Annotated in this window: 17 protein-coding genes and 1 tRNA gene; 8 read left to right on the forward strand and 10 right to left on the reverse strand. The window is 70.1% G+C overall.

The genetic code is table 11. From position 1 onward, the window contains the following. Nucleotides 1-2 precede the first annotated feature (2 nt). Nucleotides 3-995 carry a glycine betaine ABC transporter substrate-binding protein gene (locus tag ACFY1P_RS22565; RefSeq protein ID WP_361535774.1) on the forward strand — a complete coding sequence of 331 codons (993 nt, stop codon included), beginning with the start codon at nt 3-5 and terminating at the stop codon, nt 993-995. Between the two features lie 263 nt (nt 996-1,258). On the opposite strand, the gene ACFY1P_RS22570 is transcribed toward ACFY1P_RS22565, so the two are convergent. From ACFY1P_RS22570 to ACFY1P_RS22585, 4 genes are all read right to left on the reverse strand, one after another. Beyond that, nucleotides 1,259-2,053 (reverse strand): S16 family serine protease, encoded by a 795-nt coding sequence (locus tag ACFY1P_RS22570; protein ID WP_361535756.1) that lies wholly within the window; start codon nt 2,051-2,053, stop codon nt 1,259-1,261. A gap of 232 nt (nt 2,054-2,285) precedes the next feature. Beyond that, the gene (locus tag ACFY1P_RS22575; protein ID WP_361535753.1) at nt 2,286-2,927 is read right to left on the reverse strand and encodes a helix-turn-helix domain-containing protein; all 642 of its coding nucleotides are present in this window, start codon (nt 2,925-2,927) and stop codon (nt 2,286-2,288) included. Between the two features lie 819 nt (nt 2,928-3,746). Beyond that, the gene (locus tag ACFY1P_RS22580) at nt 3,747-5,537 is read right to left on the reverse strand and encodes a DEAD/DEAH box helicase (protein ID WP_390751694.1); all 1,791 of its coding nucleotides are present in this window, start codon (nt 5,535-5,537) and stop codon (nt 3,747-3,749) included. A gap of 273 nt (nt 5,538-5,810) precedes the next feature. Next, nucleotides 5,811-7,289, reverse strand: a complete 1,479-nt coding sequence (locus ACFY1P_RS22585) for an MFS transporter (protein ID WP_390751695.1) — start codon at nt 7,287-7,289, stop codon at nt 5,811-5,813. A gap of 86 nt (nt 7,290-7,375) precedes the next feature. On the opposite strand from ACFY1P_RS22585, the gene ACFY1P_RS22590 reads away from it, so the two are divergent. Then, nucleotides 7,376-8,101 carry a hypothetical protein gene (locus ACFY1P_RS22590; protein WP_390751696.1) on the forward strand — a complete coding sequence of 242 codons (726 nt, stop codon included), beginning with the start codon at nt 7,376-7,378 and terminating at the stop codon, nt 8,099-8,101. An 83-nt stretch (nt 8,102-8,184) separates the two neighbouring features. On the opposite strand, the gene ACFY1P_RS22595 is transcribed toward ACFY1P_RS22590, so the two are convergent. The 3 genes from ACFY1P_RS22595 to ACFY1P_RS22605 form a co-directional block, all read right to left on the reverse strand. After that, nucleotides 8,185-9,279, reverse strand: coding sequence for a YeiH family protein (locus ACFY1P_RS22595; RefSeq protein WP_390751697.1), 1,095 nt, complete (start codon nt 9,277-9,279; stop codon nt 8,185-8,187). Then, nucleotides 9,279-9,833: a cysteine dioxygenase gene (locus ACFY1P_RS22600; RefSeq protein WP_390751698.1), complete on the reverse strand. Its 555-nt coding sequence runs from the start codon at nt 9,831-9,833 to the stop codon at nt 9,279-9,281. Before ACFY1P_RS22600 ends, ACFY1P_RS22595 begins: the two co-directional genes overlap by 1 nt. An 84-nt stretch (nt 9,834-9,917) precedes the next feature. Beyond that, complete coding sequence (locus tag ACFY1P_RS22605) at nt 9,918-10,823, reverse strand: LysR substrate-binding domain-containing protein (protein ID WP_361531724.1); 906 nt, start codon at nt 10,821-10,823, stop codon at nt 9,918-9,920. A gap of 121 nt (nt 10,824-10,944) precedes the next feature. On the opposite strand from ACFY1P_RS22605, the gene ACFY1P_RS22610 reads away from it, so the two are divergent. The 3 genes from ACFY1P_RS22610 to ACFY1P_RS22620 all read left to right on the forward strand — a co-directional run bounded on the left by ACFY1P_RS22610 (nt 10,945) and on the right by ACFY1P_RS22620 (nt 12,372). Then, complete coding sequence (locus ACFY1P_RS22610; RefSeq protein ID WP_390751699.1) at nt 10,945-11,829, forward strand: alpha/beta fold hydrolase; 885 nt, start codon at nt 10,945-10,947, stop codon at nt 11,827-11,829. A gap of 76 nt (nt 11,830-11,905) precedes the next feature. Continuing rightward, nucleotides 11,906-11,977: transfer RNA gene (locus ACFY1P_RS22615), tRNA-Cys, on the forward strand. Between the two features lie 74 nt (nt 11,978-12,051). Then, entirely contained in the window at nt 12,052-12,372 is a 321-nt protein-coding gene (locus tag ACFY1P_RS22620) for a DUF4190 domain-containing protein (protein WP_361531730.1), read from the forward strand. Here ACFY1P_RS22620 and ACFY1P_RS22625 read toward each other — a convergent pair. Further along, nucleotides 12,360-12,578: a hypothetical protein gene (locus ACFY1P_RS22625; protein WP_361531733.1), complete on the reverse strand. Its 219-nt coding sequence runs from the start codon at nt 12,576-12,578 to the stop codon at nt 12,360-12,362. The two genes, ACFY1P_RS22620 and ACFY1P_RS22625, sit on opposite strands and share 13 nt — an antisense overlap. An 80-nt stretch (nt 12,579-12,658) precedes the next feature. Between ACFY1P_RS22625 and ACFY1P_RS22630 the strand changes: the two genes are divergently transcribed. The 3 genes from ACFY1P_RS22630 to ACFY1P_RS22640 all read left to right on the forward strand — a co-directional run bounded on the left by ACFY1P_RS22630 (nt 12,659) and on the right by ACFY1P_RS22640 (nt 14,882). Next, nucleotides 12,659-13,042, forward strand: coding sequence for a hypothetical protein (locus ACFY1P_RS22630; RefSeq protein WP_390751700.1), 384 nt, complete (start codon nt 12,659-12,661; stop codon nt 13,040-13,042). An 806-nt stretch (nt 13,043-13,848) separates the two neighbouring features. After that, nucleotides 13,849-14,661: a helix-turn-helix transcriptional regulator gene (locus ACFY1P_RS22635; protein WP_361531739.1), complete on the forward strand. Its 813-nt coding sequence runs from the start codon at nt 13,849-13,851 to the stop codon at nt 14,659-14,661. Then, a complete protein-coding gene (locus tag ACFY1P_RS22640; RefSeq protein ID WP_361531742.1) occupies nt 14,658-14,882 on the forward strand; it encodes a DUF397 domain-containing protein in 225 nt (74 codons plus the stop codon). Before ACFY1P_RS22635 ends, ACFY1P_RS22640 begins: the two co-directional genes overlap by 4 nt. 83 nt (nt 14,883-14,965) lie before the next feature. Here the strand turns inward: ACFY1P_RS22640 and ACFY1P_RS22645 are convergent, their stop codons facing one another. Together ACFY1P_RS22645 and ACFY1P_RS22650 are read right to left on the reverse strand one after the other, a co-directional pair. After that, a complete protein-coding gene (locus ACFY1P_RS22645) occupies nt 14,966-15,466 on the reverse strand; it encodes a hypothetical protein (RefSeq protein ID WP_361531744.1) in 501 nt (166 codons plus the stop codon). Between the two features lie 92 nt (nt 15,467-15,558). After that, nucleotides 15,559-17,307: an alpha/beta hydrolase gene (locus ACFY1P_RS22650; RefSeq protein ID WP_390751701.1), complete on the reverse strand. Its 1,749-nt coding sequence runs from the start codon at nt 17,305-17,307 to the stop codon at nt 15,559-15,561. Between the last annotated feature and the right edge of the window lie 5 nt (nt 17,308-17,312).

The following is a 17,312-nucleotide window of genomic DNA, read 5'->3' on the forward strand; positions in this document are numbered from 1 at the left end:
TGATGACGGCGAGACGGCGTACGGGCCTCACGGCGACGGCACTCGGCTGCGCGCTCCTGCTGCCCCTCACCCTCGGCGGCTGCGGGCTGACCAGCGGCTCCCCGATGGTCGACGACGTCCGGCCCGGCTCGATCGGGCAGGGCCTGCCGCTCAAGGGCGCCGATCTGACCGTGGCGTCGAAGAACTTCAGCGAGAACATCGTCCTCGGCCAGATCATGGGCCTGGCCTTCAAGGCGGCGGGTGCGAAGGTGCTCGACCGCACCAACATCCAGGGCTCGATCGGCGCCCGCGAGGCGGTCAAGTCCGGTGGTGCGGACGGGATGTACGAGTACACCGGCACCGCCTGGATCACCTATCTCGGCCACGACACCCCGATCGCCGACCCGCGGGCGCAGTGGCGGGCCGTCGTGGACGCGGACGCGAAGAACGGCCTCACCTGGCTCGCCCCGGCCGCCCTGAACAACACGTACGCGCTGGCGCTGAACCAGGCGAACGAGAAGCGCTACGGCACGCGGACCCTCTCCGACGTGGCCCGGCTGTCGAAGCGCGACCCGGCGGCGGTGTCGCTCTGCGTGGAGAGCGAGTTCGCGGCGCGCAACGACGGGCTGCCGGGCATGGCGAAGACGTACGGCATGAGCGTCCCCGCCTCCCGGATCCAGAAGATGGACGGCGGGATCATCTACACCCAGGTCTCCGGCGGCGGCTCCTGCACGTTCGGCGAGGTCTTCACGACGGACGGCCGGATCAAGGCCATGAACCTCTTCGTCACACAGGACGACAAGGGCTTCTTCCCCAACTACAACGCGGCGCCGGAGATCAACAGCGCGGCGATGCGGAAGTATCCGGCGATCAGGGAGGTGCTCGACCCGATCACGGCGAAGCTGACGAACGATGTGGCGCGGGAGTTGAACGCCCGGGTGGACGTGGAGGGCGAGGACCCTCATGACGTGGCGAAGGACTGGCTGGTGGAGCAAGGGTTCATCCGGAGGGGGTGACCCTTTTTGTTCCCCTGCCCCGCCCCTTCCCGAAACCGGGGAGACCCCGGACCCCAGCGCCCTTGGGGGTCCCCCCGGACGAAGTCTGGGGGAGCGTCCTCAAACGCCGGACGGGCTGATTTTGGCTGATGTGGGTGCCAATTCAGCCCGTCCGGCGTTTGAGGACGCGCCCGAAGCGTGCTTCGGGGGTCTGGGGGCTTGCCCCCAGTTTCGGGAAGGGGCGGGGTAGGGGAACAAAGCCCGCCGCAGGCGAACCGCACCCCTCAGCAGCTGGGCACCTTGTCCTCCCGCCCCGAAGCGAGATCCCTCAACGACGCCACGGCGTCGCCGAGCTTGTCCACCGGCACCAACCGAAGCCCCGCGGGCAAATTCGCCCCCGCATCCGAGCACTCCCCCCGCGGCACGAGAAACACCGTCGCCCCGTCCCGCTTCGCGGCCTGCGTCTTCAGGGGGACGCCACCGACCGCGCCCACCGTCCCGTCCGGCTCGATCGTGCCGGTGCCCGCGATCGTCCGGCCGCCGGTGAGGTCGCCGCCGCGGCCGTCGCCGTCGAGCTTGTCGATGATCCCGAGGGTGAAGAGCAGGCCCGCGCTGGGTCCGCCGACGTCGGCGAGGCTGAGTCCGACCCGCACCTGGTCGGGGGACTTGTGGAGATAGCGCAGGGCTGCCGCGGAGGCGGAGTCCTGCGACTTCTTCATCTCGGCGGTGTTGTGCGCCTCGACCTCCTTGTCGGAGTCGCCGACGGGGTAGACGGCGTCGTGCGGCATGACCGCGCGGTCCGTACGGAACCAGCCACTGATCACATCGCTCAGGCTCACCTCGACGCGCGGCCCGGTGGCCTGGATCGTGGTCATCCGCAGCTGCCCGGTGGTCCGCCGGCTGTCGGCGCCGCTGAGGGTGATCACGGGCTTGCCCTCGTCCGTCCCGAGCACGTTCACGGTCGACCCCGGCTGCGCGATGGAGAAGGGCAGGGGGACGAACGCGGCGACGGCGAGCAGGGCGACGAAGGGTGCGGCGCAGATCGCCAGGCGCGCGCGGGTGCTGGTCGGAGCAAGCATGCGACCGAATCTACCTGCCGTGTGCCGGGCGGCGGCGCAGCGGTGGGCTCCGCCGCGGGCCCGGTCCTCGGGGTCCGGAAGTGAGCGAGCCGCGGCCCGCCCACCCCAGCCGAAATCAAGCCCGTTGGGGGCACCCCTGGACGGAGTCTGGGGGAGATTGAGGACGCCCGCCGCGGGCCGACGGCGCCCGCGGCCGAAAGCGGACCCGCGACGAGGAAATCCGCCGCCCGCGCTAGCGAAGCGCGTCCGCCACCTCCTTCGCCGCTTCCATGACGCGTGGGCCCACGCGGTCCGGGACCGAGTCGGCGAGCATCACCACGCCGACGCTGCCCTCGATGCCGAGGACGCCGAGCAGCGGGGCCGCGGCCCCGCTCGCCCCGGCCTCCAGCTCACCGTGGGTCAGGGCGTATCCGGGGTTGTCCGCCTCCCCGCGGCGCGCGGCGAGTATGGCGCGGCCCGCCGCCCCGCGGTCCAGGGGATGGCGGAAACCGGCGCGATAGGCCACGTGGTAATCCGTCCACGTCGGTTCGACGACGGCCACGGCCAGGGCCTCGGTGCCGTCGACCAGGGTCAGGTGGGCCGTGGCACCGATGTCCTCGGCCAGCGACCGCAGCGCGGGCAGCGCCGCTTCCCGTACCAGCGGATGGACCTGGCGGCCGAGCCGCAGCACCCCCAGTCCGACCCGTGCGCGGCCGCCGATGTCGCGGCGCACGAGCGCGTGCTGCTCCAGTGTGGCGAGCAGTCGATAGACAACCGTGCGGTTGACGCCGAGCTTGGTGGAGAGCTCGGTGACGGTCAGACCGTGATCGGTGTCGGCGAGCAGTTTCAGGACACGCAGTCCTCTGTCGAGCGTCTGCGAGGTTTCCGCGGTCACGACGCCCCTCCTCCGATGAGTGGCGGCCCGCCGTCGCGGTGGGATGCGCCACCGGTCCCGTCCGGCAGCGCGCGAGGAGAGGCCGCCGGCCGCTTGTCTCATGGCACCGGCTGCGCTCCGCGGCGGCGCTGCCACGGGGCGTGTGCGTGACCGGCACGGTAGCGCCGCCGGTCCGCTCAGCGGAAGAGTCTGCCCAACATCCGGGCAGTGTGGGCTGTCTTTACGAATACCGGGGGGTGGATTCCAGTATTCGGACACCGTCCCGGGGTTTTCTTTCCCCAGCCCCGCCCCCTCCCGGCTGCGTCTGATGTGCGGCTCCGCCGCGTGGGGGGTGCGTGCCCCAGACCCCCGGCTGCGGGCCGGTTCGCCGCCTGCGGCGGAGAGCGCCCTGCGGGCGCGTCCTCAAACTCCCCCAGCTACCTCCCCCAGACTCCGTCCGGGGGTGCCCCCAGAGGTGCCCCCAACGGGCTGGATATGCGGACCGTAGCCCGCAAACCTGCGGCCCGCAGGCTACGAACCCACGGTCCGTGCAATCCAGCCCGTTGGGGGCACCTCCCAGCGGTAGCTGGGGGAGTTTGAGGACAACGCGGCGAAGCCGTGTTGCGGGGTCTGGGGCGAAGCCCCAGTTTCGGGAAGGGGCGGGGCAGGGGAACAAAGCGCCGCTGGGGGCACCTCCCAGCGGTAGCTGGGGGAGCACTCAAGCCGCACCCGGGCACGGGTCCGGGGCGGAGCCCCGGCCGCGGCGGAGCCGCGCATCAGATGCTGCGGGAAGGGGCGGGGCAGGGGAAACAAAAGCCCGCCGCAGGCGTCAACAACCGCCTACTTCATCCGCGTCGCCCACTCCCGCACCTTACGGATGCGCTCGTTGAGCTGCCCCGCCGTCGCCTCCGCGCTCGGCGGGCCGCCGCAGACCCGCCGCAGTTCGGTGTGGACCACACCGTGCGGCTTGCCGCTCTGGTGGACGTAGGCGCCGACGAGGGAGTTGAGCTGCTTGCGGAGTTCGAGGAGTTCCTTGTGGGTGACCACGGGGCGCCGCTCGGCGGGGAGTTCGAGGAGGTCGACCTCGGCGTCCGGCTTCTTGCGGCTGTGCGCGATCTGCCGGGCCTGCCGCTTCTGGAGCAGCATCTGCACCTGGTCGGGTTCGAGCAGGCCGGGGATGCCGAGATAGTCCTGCTCCTCCTCGCTGCCCGCGTGCGCCTGCATGCCGAACTCGGCGCCGTCGTAGAGCACCCGGTCGAAGACCGCGTCGGACTCCAGCGCCTCGAAGGACAGCTGGTCGTCCTCGCCGGTGTCCTCGTCCTGCTGCCGCTCGGCCTCGGCCAGCTCCTTCTCGGACTCGGCGTACGGGTCCTCCTCGCCGTCCTTCTTCGGCTTGTCGAGGACGTGGTCGCGCTCGACCTCCATCTCGTTGGCGAAGGTCAGCAGCGTGGGGATGGTCGGCACGAAGACGGAGGCGGTCTCGCCGCGCCGCCGGGAGCGCACGAAGCGGCCGACGGCCTGGGCGAAGAAGAGCGGGGTGGAGATCGTCGTCGCGTAGACGCCAACCGCGAGGCGCGGCACGTCCACGCCCTCGGACACCATGCGGACGGCGACCATCCAGCGGGCGTCGGACTGCGAGAAGTCGTCGATGCGCTGCGAGGCACCGCTGTCGTCGGAGAGCACGAGCGTGGCGCCCTCGCCGGTGATCTCGCGGATGAGCTTGGCGTAGGCGCGGGCCGACTCCTGGTCGGAGGCGATGACGAGGGCGCCGGCGTCCGGTATGGCCTTGCGGACCTCGCTGAGGCGGCGGTCGGCGGCGCGCAGCACGTTCGGCATCCAGTCGCCGCGCGGGTCCAGGGCCGTGCGCCACGCCTGGGAGACGGCGTCCTTGGTCATCGGCTCGCCGAGGCGCGCCTCCAGCTCGTCGCCCGCCTTGGTGCGCCAGCGCATGTTGCCGCTGTAGGAGAGGAAGATGACCGGCCGGACGACGCCGTCGGCCAGCGCGTTGCCGTAGCCGTAGGTGTAGTCGGCGGCGGAGCGGCGGATGCCGTCGTTGCCCTCTTCGTAGGTGACGAAGGGGATGGGGTTGGTGTCCGAGCGGAAGGGCGTGCCGGTCAGCGCGAGCCGCCGGGTCGCGGGCTCGAACGCCTCCATGCACGCCTCGCCCCAGGACTTGGAGTCACCGGCGTGGTGGATCTCGTCGAGGATGACGAGGGTCTTGCGCTGCTCGCAGCGGTTGCGGTGGAGCATGGGACGCACGCCCACGCCGGCGTAGGTCACGGCGACGCCGTGGTACTCGCGGCCGAGGGGGCCCGCGCTGTATTCGGGGTCGAGCTTGATGCCTATGCGGGCGGCGGCCTCCGCCCACTGCTTCTTGAGGTGCTCGGTGGGGGCGACGACGGTCACCTGCTGGACCACGTGGTGGTGCAGCAGCCAGGAGGCGAGGGTGAGCGCGAAGGTGGTCTTCCCGGCGCCCGGGGTCGCGACGGCGAGGAAGTCGCGCGGCTGTTCCTGGATGTACTTCCCCATCGCGCCCTCCTGCCAGGCGCGCAGCTTGTTCGCGGTACCCCAAGGCGCCCGGCCGGGGAAGGCGGGCGAGAGGTGGTGATTGGCGGCTGTGGTGGTAGTCACGGTCTCCGTCGGCTGGCTCGGCGAATCGGCAACCGCGTCAGCCTACCCGCGTCCGCGGCGGAACCCGGGAGGGACGACCCGCCCTCACCCGGCGGTGGGACCGAGCTCACAATCCGCTCGCCGGGCGAAGGACGGGCGGGGCGGGGCGGGAGAGAGCCCCTGAGCGGGCCTGCCGAAGTCCAGCGCGGCACCGCGCCCCGGCAGGGGCGCGGGGAACCGCGCGACCAGCCACAGTCGGCCCGCGGAGACAGGACCGCACTCCCGGCGGAGCGCTCAGGTCCGCGGCCGCAGCCGTGTCGTCACGTACGCGCCGACGAGGGCGGCGGCCGCCATCGTGAGGAAGACCACGACGAAGGCGGCGTGCGGCGCGGCCACCTCGCCGCCGGCGCCGCCGCCCAGGGCCGCGAAGAGGACGCCGCCGATGCCGACGAGGGTGATGTTGCCGAGCGCGTCGGAGATCTGGAGGGAGGCCGCGTCGGCCCCCTCCTCGCCGGGCCGGGAGAGCTTGAGGAGCAGCACGCTGCCGCCGGAGATCGTCAGGCCCATGCCGTAGCCGCCGATGATCCACGAGGCGGCGACGATCCACGCGGGCACGCCGTCGATCAGCGCGGTCGACACGAGGGCGACGGCGGTGGCGACGAGCAGCATGCCGAGCGTCATCAGGCGTTCGCGGTGGGGTTCCAGGCGCGGGCGGCTCTGGGTGTACGAGCCGAGGGCCCAGGTCAGGCCGCCGCCGGTGAGGGAGAGCCCGGCCATCGTGGCGGACATGCCGCGTTCGGTCACCAGCATCAGCGGGACGAAGCTCTCCGTGCCGAGGAAGGCGCCCGCGGCGATGCCGCGCAGCAGGACGACGGACGGCAGTCCGCGGGCGGCGCGCAGGGTGCCCCGCGGCAGCAGCCGCAGGACGGCGGGGGCGAGCAGGGTGAGTCCGGCGGCTGCCGGGACGAGCGCCACCCAGCGCAGGTCCTGCCCGGCGTACTGGAGGAGGCCCGCGCCCGCCGCGACGGCGAGGGCCAGCAGGATGCGGCGGCGGTCCATGGCGGGGGCGCGCTCGCCTGTGGGGAGCGCCCGCAGGGCGGGCAGCATCACGGCGAGCGGCAGCAGGATCAGCACGGGGATGGAGAGGAACACCCAGCGCCAGCCGAGGTGTTCGGTGACGGTGCCCGCCAGCAGCGGGCCGACGATCACGGGTACGACCCAGGCGGCGGAGAAAGCGGCGACGATCGAGGGCCGCAGCCGCTCGGGGTAGGCGCGGCCCACCACGACGTACAGCGCGACGAGGACCAGGCCGCCGCCGACGCCCTGGATGCCGCGGCCCGCGACGAACATCCACATCCGCTGCGCCGAGCCCGCGACGACGAGTCCGGTGCCGAAGGCGGCGATCCCCGTGAAGAGGGGTGCCAGCGGGCCCGCGCGGTCGCACCACTCCCCCGACAGGGTCATCGCGAACAGGCTCGCGGTGAAGAACGCGGAGAAGGAGAAGGCGTAGAGCCCGACGCCGTCGAGGGCCCGGGCCGCGACGGGCATCGCGGTGTTGACCGCGCTCGCCTCGAAGGCGATGAGGGAGACGACGGAGATGATGCCGAACGTCAGCGCCCGGTAGGCGCGTCCGAGGACGCCCTGCTCCGCGTCCGGTGCGGGGTCGGTGGATCCGGCGTTCGTGGAGCCGGCGGTCGTGGATTTCGTGGGTACGGATCCGGTGGTTATGGATTCGGCTGCGGTGAGGGCGTCAGCGGATTCGGCAGCTGTCATCCCCTCAGAGTAAGAACCGAAACAGGAAATGACACCTGTCGCGGGAACCAGATCCACTCCGTCTTTGGTCCTGGATTCCATGCCCGATGACCATGGCGGGAACGCGCACTGGCAGTCATGTACATGGCGATAGAATCCGGCCAGGTCACCGACCGTGGCGCCGCGCGCCCGGCGGGCGGACCCGCATCTTCACGCCCGGCCACGGGGCCGGTCGCAGCACATGGGGGAACACCATTTCCATTCGGCACGCACTCGCCGCCGCGCTGGTCGTCTCCGGCGCACTCACCCTGACCGCCTGCGGGCCGGACGACGGGGGCAAGGCTTCTTCCGGTCCGTCCTCGTCCGCGTCCCCGGCGCGGAGCGCCGCTCCCGCCGGGCCGGCGGACAGCGGCAGGTCCAAGGACCCCTGCGGCCCGCTGCCCAAGGGCCACAAGCTCGTCCGGGTCGACCACGTCGAGGGCGCGATGGCCAACGTCATCGCGCAGGACGCCAAGGTGTCCTGCAACACCAAGATGGACGAGGGCGCCTTCTACCGCCCCGACGGCCCGACGAAGACCTACTCCTTCGACCCCCAGGCCAAGGTGACCGTCATCGGCAAGAACGGCCCCGAGGCCCGCCCGGCGGCCAACACCGGCACGACCCTCTCCGGGATCGGCCACGTCAAGGAGTGCGCGGACCCGGACCACAAGCAGTACGACAGCGGGCAGTCGAAGCAGAAGAGCGACGAATACTGCGCCGGACAGAACTACTACGACGTGGCGGTGGGCCCGGACAACAAGATCACCGAGATGACCGAGCTCTACGGCTCGTAGTCACCCCGGCGAACGCGGCGGGGCCCGGCACACGGACACTGTTGGTCAATGGGCCGGGCCCCGCCTTCTCGTGAACGCCACGGCTAGGTGGTGAGCAGCACTCCCCCGTACGACGCCCCCGCGATCACCGCCCACGAGCACAGGCCCAGCGCCGCGACCCGGCCGCCGGTGCGCGTCAGCGTGGGCAGGTGCACCGCGCTGCCGAGGCCGAACAGGGCGGCGGCGAGCAGCAGTTCCTGCACGTGCTGCGCGAGGTCGAGCGCCCCGCCCGGCACCAGGCCGGTGGTGCGCACGCCGACCATCGCCAGGAAGCCGAGGACGAAGAGGGGCACCAGCGCGGGCCGCTTGCCGGTGCCCGCCGCCGGGTCGTGCGCCCGGCGGCGCCGCATGGACACCGCCACGGCCGCGACGAGCGGCGCGAGCAGCGCGACCCGCATCAGCTTGACGAGGACCGCGTCGGTGAGCGCCTCGGGTCCCGCGGTCTGCGCGGTGGCCACGACCTGCCCGACGTCGTGCACCCCCGCGCCGACCCAGCGGCCGAACTGCGCGTCGTCCAGCCCGAGCGGGTGGTGGAGCAGCGGGAGCACGGCGATGGCGAGCGTGCCGCACAGCGTCACCAGCGCGACGGAGGTCGCCACGTCCTCCTCGTCGCTGCCCGACACCTCGCTGACGGCGCCGATCGCGGAGGCGCCGCAGATGGAATAGCCGGTGGCGATCAGCAGCGGCTGGTCACCGCGCAGCCCCAGCCGCCGTCCGAGCCACAGCGTCCCGAAGAACGTGGCCGCCACGACCGCGACCACCATCGCGACGGTGGCCCAGCCGAGCCCGAGCACGTCGCCGACGCTCAGCTTGAGGCCGAGGAGCACGACGCCGACGCGCATCAGCCGCTTGCCGGCCAGCGTCAGCCCCGGCCGGGCCGCCCCGCGCACCCGGGCCCGTACGCCGGGGGTGTGCGCGGCCGCGATGCCGAGCACGACGGCCGCGGTGAGCATGGGGACCGCGGGTGCGAGCCGGTGGACGGCCCAGGCCACGGCCACACCGGCGGCGGCCATGGCCAGCCCGGGAAGCTTGTCCTTGCCCGGGAGCCTGTCCGTGCCCGGGATCCCGCTCCTCGCCGGGGTGGCGGGCGGACCGCCCGGTCGCGTGCCCGCCTTCGTACGGGGGGTGTCCAGGGCCATCAGAGTTCGTCGGCCGGGAGGTCGTAGACGCGGCGGACGCTGCTGCCCAGGCGGGAGATGTCGGCTCCGTAGATGTGGATCGAGATGGCGGTGGACGAACAGGAGTTGCGCACCCGGTGGATGTCGCCGGGCGGCGCGAAGCCGCAGACGTCGCCCTGGGCGTTGACCACGTCCTCGGTCGCGACGAGACGGGCCGTGGTGCCGTCGGGGACGAGGCGGTAGCGGCGCTCGCTCTCCGTGCCCTCGTGAACTCCCGTGACGCACCAGGACACATGGTCGTGGACGCACGTCTCCTGGCCGGGCAGCCAGACGAGCGCGACGATCGAGAAGCTGCCGTCGTGCTCGGCGTGCAGGAGGTGCTGCCGGTAGTGGTCGGGGTCGCCCTCGCGCTGCTCGGGGGTGAGCAGGTCGGGGGAGCCGAGGTGGGCCGCGAGCCGCTCGCCGACGAGGTATGCCGTCGTGTCGGGCGGCAGGCCGCGGCCCACGGCCTCGCGTACGTCGTCGACGAGCTGGTCGATGCGCGCGGTCGTGGGGGCTACGGTGGGTGTGGTCATATGTGCAGCGTCGGACGGTGTGATCCATCGGTCCAACGACAGTTTGTTGACGGGAGCCTCACTCCCGCTTATACATCTGCGGGCTCAGCAGCCGACGCGGCGGGCCGCGACCGCCTTCAGCTCGTCCAGCACGAGCGCCGTCGCCGGGACGCGCAGGTGCTCGCGGAGCACGTACGCCGAGACCTGACGGCGCGAGGCCGGGTCCAGCGCCCGCCCGGTGATCTTGTCGTGGCGGAGGAAGGACAGCACAAGGCCCGGCATCATGGCGACGCCCAGCCCCTCGGCGACCAGCGACTGCACCACGAGGTTGTCGTCGGTGGTGAAGGCGATGTCGGGGGCGAAGCCCAGCTCGGCGCACTCGTGCAGGAAGTTGGTGCGGCAGCGCAGGCAGCCGGCGATCCAGCGCTCCTCCGCCAGGTCGGCGAGCTTGACGGCGCGGCGGCGGGCGAGGTGGTGCCCGGTGGGCATCAGCACCGTCAGCTGATCCTCCATCAGCCGTATCTCGACGACCTCCTCCGGCACCTCTTCGTGCAGGCCGGGATAGGTGAAGGCGAGCGTGATGTCGCACTCGCCGCGCACGAGGCGGCGGATCGACTCGGGCGGCTCGCCCTCCAGCAGCTCGACCCGCACGCCCGGGTGGTCGGCGGCGAGCCGGGCCAGCGCCTCCGGTATCAGGGTCGCGCTCGCGCTGGGGAACGCGCAGACCCGCACCCGCCCGGCACGCAGCCGGGTCAGCGAACTCATCTGCTGCTGCGCGGCCGTCAGGCTGTCGAGGATCGTCTCCGCGTGCCGGGTGAGCGCCTCGCCGGCCTCCGTCAGCCGCATCCCGCGGCCCGCGCGCACGAAGAGCGGCGTGCCCACCGCGCGCTCCAGCGCCTTGATCTGCTGGGTGATCGCGGGCTGGGTGTAACCGAGCTCGCGAGCGGCCGCGGAGTACGACCCGGCCGTGACCACCGCGTGGAACGTTCTGATGTGCCGGGTGTCGAACACACGGGAATCATAAGCGGAATTTGGGGGAGCAGGGGAGTGAGCGGGTAGTCACTTCTGGATCGACAGACCGTCGAGGGGCTGGGGGCGGACTATCGACGGACTATTGGGGCAAGGTGGACTCGTGCGGCACTACACCTCGTACGACTCGACGGAGCAGGCGTACCGCGTTCTTCCGGCCCGGGACGGAGGCGGCGGCGAGACCGTCGTCTGCCTCGCCGGCGGGCCGGGGCGGGACGCCGCCTACCTCGGCGACCTCGGCGGGCTCGACGCCCGCCACACCCTCGTGATCCCCGACAGCCGCGGCACCGGCGCCTCGCCGCCCTCCCCCGACCCGGGCGGCTACGCCTTCCCCGCCCTCGCGGAGGATTTGGAGGCGCTCCGCCGCCACCTCGGCCTGGAGCGGTTCGCCCTGCTCGCCCACGACGCCGGGTGCGCGACGGCCCAGGCGTACGCAGCGGCCCACGCCGAGCGGCTCAGCCGCCTGATCCTGGTCACCCCCGGCTCCCGCCTCCAGGGCGAGCTGCCCGACGACGCCGAGCAGATCTTCGAGGCCCGCGCCACGGAGGACTGGTGGACGGACGCGTACGTCGCCGTGCACACCCTCCCCACGACCTCCGACCTGGGCGAGGTCCGCGACCTGCTGCGACGCGCGGCCCCCATGGCGTACGGCCGCTGGGACGCCCCCCAGCGCGCACACGCCGCCACGGAAGGCGACCAGCTGAACCCGGTCCCCCGCGCCGGCTTCTGGCAGGGCATCGACGAACCGGCCCGCCAGGCCCTGCTCGACCGCCTCCGCGAGGTCCGCTGCCCGGTGCTGGTCATCACCGGCGACCGCGACGCGGTCACGGGCATGCGCGCGGGCGAATTCGTCGCGTCCTCCTTCCCCGAGGCGGTCCTGCGCCCCCTGCACGAGGTCGGCCACTACCCCTGGGTGGACGAGCCGGATCTGTTCCGCCCCCTGGTGGAGGAATTCCTGGCGTCCGATGCGGCTTCCGATGCCGGATGAACACGGTGTGTCAGTCGCATTGCACCCATTGTCCCCACCGACGGCAGCCGCCTATGGTCAAGACAACGCACAACTTGGCCGTGTGCCCGAGTGGTTGAGGGACTCGCCTGCAAAGCGAGTTACGCCGGTTCGATTCCGGTCACGGCCTCTGAGCACCGTATGCGGTGAGGGTGAGTACGCGTACGGATGCCGGCCGCTTTCCGCCGGCCGTACGGTCCGGACATGACCAAGCGCGCCATGTTCCCCGCCCACCAGAGCCTGCCTTCCCCGCACGACCGCGACGGCGCGGGGGTAGCGGCCCTGGTCCTCAGCCTGATGGCGCTCCTGATGACCAGCATGGTCGGCGGATTCCTGCTCGCCATCCCCGTCGGCACCGCCGCCATCATCTGCGGTTCGGTCGGCGTCGGCAGGGCGAGACGCGGCGAGGCGAGGAACGGCCGCATGGCCCTCACCGGCCTGATCCTCGGGGCCGCCATCACCGTCCCGACACTCGGCTTCGTGGTGTGGCTGCTCCAGGGGCTGAGCGACGCCTATCCGTCGTAGCCCACGGTATTGGTGGCCAGCTCCTCCGGAGTGATCTCCGTGGCCCACCCCTCGGGCGGCTCCTGATAAGGACTGCACGCCCCGCAGTTGGGGCACGTCCACCGCCCGTGAATCCCCTGCACGACCGATCCGCACCCGCTGCACGTATCGGTGGTGTGATACGGCTCGCCGGGCAGGGCGTGGGGGCGCCACGACTGTTCGTCCATGGGTTCAGAGTGCCATGCGTACGGATACTCAGGTATCCGCACGGATGTGCGGCATTTGGGGTGCGCCTAGCGTCGGAGGCATGACGTTGACGACTGACGCCCCACCGCTGCCACCGCTGCCGCCGCAGCCGCCGCCGCCGCAGCCGCAGCCGCAGCCGCCGACGAGCCTGGCCGCCAAATTCCTCGGCGGGGCCGTCCTTTGGCTGTTCGCGGCGTTCACCTTCTGCGTACTCCCCATCGCGGTGATGGGGAGTGACGGCTGCTACGAGGGCGATACCCAGCCCATCTGTTCCCTGGCGGTCCAGCGGACCGTCGTCTTCGTCCCCGTACTCGCCGCCCCGACGGCCGCGATACTCGGCACCTGGGGACTGTGCTCGCGCCGGGCGGCGGCGCCGTTCGCTTGGATGGGCGCGATGCTGCTGCTCGTTGTGGCGTGGGCCGTGGTGAGCGAGATATCCCGATGAGACACGGCCGACGCGGACGAGGGGCGGCATTCATGGGGCATCGCGCGCTCGTTCTCGGAGTGTGCGCATCGGTCGGCGGCTGTGCTGGGTCGATCCGAGCGGTGCTGGACGGGGCGGGGGTACTCGAAATTCTCGCTCTGGCAGGGATCGGGGTCGCGGGCTTGATTCTCGCGGTGGCGTGCGTAGTGGAGTATTCGAGGCGGTAGGCAGGGGGGGGACGCCTCGTCATTCGCATGGCGCCCCGTGAGGGCGCCACGGCTATTCGTCCACGGGGCCCAGCGGGCCACGACCGCTACTGCTCGGCATGGTCCGCGTCGAAATGCGCGACGATCTCCCGCCGGACGCCCGCGATGCCGCCGCCGTGCTGCCGCACCTGGAGGGCCGTGACCAGATCCACGCACCGGGCGCAGGGCGGCTCCCACTTCCGGGGCGCGGCAGGCGGCCCGCCTGTGTGCGGCAGAGGAACGAACGTCGGGGGCATCATCGGAGGAATCAGCACGCCGCCCACTCCCCACGGCCCCGCTTCAGCTCCTCGGCCCGAGCGAGCCGAAGCGCGTCCGGCCGGGCACACCACTCGCCCCCTCCACCGGGCGCCCGAAGCCGCACCCCACGCTCATCGGCACCCACAAGCTCACCGACTTCCCCACACTGCGTGTCCACCACATGAACCCCTGGGCGATAGGTCATCACCGTCATCCGAACCTCCTTGCCGAGCAACCGTCGAGCGACCAGAGTTGCCTGCGCGCGGCCCGGACGACAGAGTTGAGAGCATCACAACTGGCCTGTGGTGGAAGGGGCGTTGGACCTTGCCCAAGTCGTCCAACAGTTCGGGTTCACCTTACGGTGACGAAGTCCGCGAATGGCGCACGCAGCGCGGCATGAGCCAGCGCGAGCTGGGCGCGGGGATGCAATACGGGCAGTCGTACGTGGCCATGGTGGAAAAGGGGGACCGCATCGGCAGCCCCGAATTCGCCGCGCATTGCGACAAGGTCTTCGGTACGCCGGGCACGTTCACGCGACTGTGGGAGCGGACGTCACGGCGGGGGCGGCACCCCGAGTGGTTCCTGCCTTACCTCGAACTCGAAGCGAAGGCGAAGGAAATCCTCGACTTCAGCTCATACCTCATCATGGGCATCTTGCAGACGGAGAACTACGCACGCGCCCTCTTCCGAGCCGCGTATCCGCGTGACGACCCGGAGGCGACAGCGGAGAAGGCCCAAGCGAGGTTGCAGCGACGAAACGTGCTGGACAGAAGCGCGCCTCCGCTCCTATGGGTGATCCTGGACGAATCATGCCTGCGGCGTGCGGTCGGCGGTCCGGCCGTCATGCGCGAGCAGATGGCACACCTGGTGGAGGCCGCGGAGTCGCCCCATGTCACCCTTCAAATGCTCCCGTTCGACGCGGGCGCACCCCCGACGGGTGAGAGCTTCACGCTGCTCAGATTCGAAGAGGAACCCGACGCCCTCTACACCGAGGCGCAAGGCATGGGCCGAGTCGTCGACTCGGCCTCAAAGGTGACGCGAGCCGGCCAGCTCTACGAGCGGCTACGTGCCGACGCTCTCTCGCCGGAAAAGACCGTGGTGAGACTACGAGACGTGATGGAGGAACTCTCAGGATGAGCAGCGCACTCGACCTCTCCAGCATGGAATGGACCAAATCGAGCTACAGCAGCGGTGAGGGCGGAATGTGCGTCGACTGGGCACCGAAATCCGTCGCCGCCCACGGCGTCGTCCCCATACGGGACAGCAAAGACCCGCAAGGCCCAATACTCACACTCCCGCCGCGCGCCTGGACATCCTTCATCGCGGCCCTCGTCGAGGACCGAATAAGTAACCGCTGATCGGGGCGTAGGTATCCGTACGCGGGCCTCGTATTCCCCTCCTCCCCGAACGCCGGGGCGAGCTGCACTCCCGGAGCAGCCACTTAGTACTTGCGGGCGTCGACTCCTTGCGGTGCACGGTAAGTGGGCGACACCATAGCGAACTTAATCAGGTCAGTCTTCGAGGCTCCCGCCGCACCCCCTTGCCGAGTGCTCCTGATCAAGAGTTCAGCAGAGAGCGAGACTCCGTCCTTCTCATGCACAGCCTCGATCTCAAGCTGCCGCGCCTTGGAGTTGGCAGGACCGTAATGAGTGACACGCCAGCCGTTTTTGGGAAGCCCCTCACGAAGCCTTTGGAACCCTTGAGTCAACTCATCCGGCGAGAGCTTCCAAATCGACCAGTCATGCTGCATGGAGTAATTTCCGTCGCTCTGGTCGAAGGAGACGGCCGCCGGCCCCCCGGGCGTCACCTCGCCACGTAGTTGTGTGACGTCAAGAACCGCACTGGACAAGCGACTGACCAACGCCCCCGCGTCCTTCGGGTGCATCATCTGCACATCCTCGGAAGCAGCGCTTGTCTCACGCGCTTCGCTCTTCTCGTTCATGCTCCCACACCCCGAAACGCACACTGCAGCCAGTGAAATCGCCGCGCCCCAGCGCACCGGACCCCAGCTCTTTCCTTTGAACCGTACGGCCGTCACTTAAGCTTCACCTCGTCGTACTGCCCTACAATAACTTTCCCTTGGTTCTCGATACTCAGGCTCGGCTTATCCGGCCGCCCGTTCTCACCTTCGCGGTAGTCCCAGTAACCGCTGTGCCCCTTCGTGTCTGTATCCATCTGCTGAGCACCGAATTTCGCATCATTTGGAATAATGAAGTCCCGCCCCTCCCGGTGGCCGTGAACGTATTTGCCCCAGTCGCCCACATCGTCATCCTCCTCACGCGCATGCTCGTTCCACACATGCCCCTTGGGAACGTCCATCTCAGAGGCGCGACCGACCTGGACTCCAGGGCTTCCGGCGAACACGACATCGTCCGCCTCCAGGTTTCCTTGACGTGCTGCCGAGCCGACGACCGTGGTGCCGTAACTGTGCGCCACAGCAGTCACGTGCTGGCTGACATCCGGGGCGTGGGAGGCGTGCAGGCCGGAGAAAAATTGGTTGAGCGTCGGCGCTGCGTCATCCGCATAGCTGCTGTGCGAGGCGTCCTGTTTCACACGCTGCGGCGCATCGTAGCCGTACCAGGAAATAGTCGAGATCGTCCGATCGGGTTCAAGAGCCGCACTGGTGCGCCAAAGCTTGTCCGAACGCCCCAGACCGTCCTCTATCTTCCCGAGACGGGATCCGGTACCCGGCACGTAGACAGCCGTGTGCTGGGCCAGGTCGGGGTTCCCGTTGGCGACGACTGCGTGTCCGCGGCCATTCGTATCGAATCTCAGCAGAAACGGCTCCGGGAGACCCTTGGAAGTCGTGTTGACGAAACGCTCCTGGAGTGTCTCGATCCCTGCCTTGACCCCTTCTACACGCTCCTTCTCCCTCTTCCACTTCTTCCACTCGTCCCTGACTCGCCACTCACCTCGTGCCTTACGTTCATATTGCTTTGGCTCATGGCCTATGAGGTCGCGCAGATGCTCGTCAATTTCCCTCTGATCCTGCGTGAGGACCAGGCGGTTGGCCTGATCGCGGACAACAGCCGGAAGTCCGTCAAGCGCTCCTATGCTGGCTGGGTACAGAGCGACGTATTCGTCCCTTTCCGCCTGCGTGCGCTTCAACCACCAGTCGGCGTTCTCCTTGGGAGACTTACCCTTGGGGATCTTGTCTTCCGAGAAGTGCTTGCCTGCCGCGGCCCGGACGTCCTTCATGTCACGGTCCACATCGGCCCAATCGGTCTGGTCCAGCTTGCCGTTGGTGTTGAGCTTCCGAAGTGCCTTGGCGTAACGGTTGTCTATCTCCGCCGCCTCCTGGAGCACCGTTGTGATGCGGTCCGCGATCTCTTGCGCCTTGGCCTGGTTCGGGTCCGGCTTCCCGATCAGCGGAACGTTGCCGGGCCGCGCCGGCTGTTGGAGAAACGGCACCTTCGTCGCCTCTGACGTCGGGTACTTGACCGAACCGTCCGGGCTGACAGTGAACTTCAGGTCCTCGGCATCCTTGAGGGCCTGCTTCAGCTTGTTCTGCGGGCCTTCCAGCTCTTCGGCCAGGCCGGTCAGGGCGGTTCGTATCAGGCCGCACTCGGCGTGGATGTACTGGTAGTTCTTGCTCAGCCTGGTCAGCTGCTTGAGGGACGTCTTCGCGGCGTCACCCTCCTGCGTGCCACGCAGCGTGGCCAGCATCTGGCTTTCCACTCGGCCCATCGCCGTGCTGGCACGGTTGCTCACCTTTGACCACGCTTCCGCGGCCTTGGTGAACTTGGATCTGTCCAGCTTGGTCAGTTCGTCGATCGTGACCATCGAGA

Source organism: Streptomyces sp. NPDC001407 (genome assembly GCF_042895325.1).
Classification (GTDB): Bacteria; Actinomycetota; Actinomycetes; order Streptomycetales; family Streptomycetaceae; genus Streptomyces.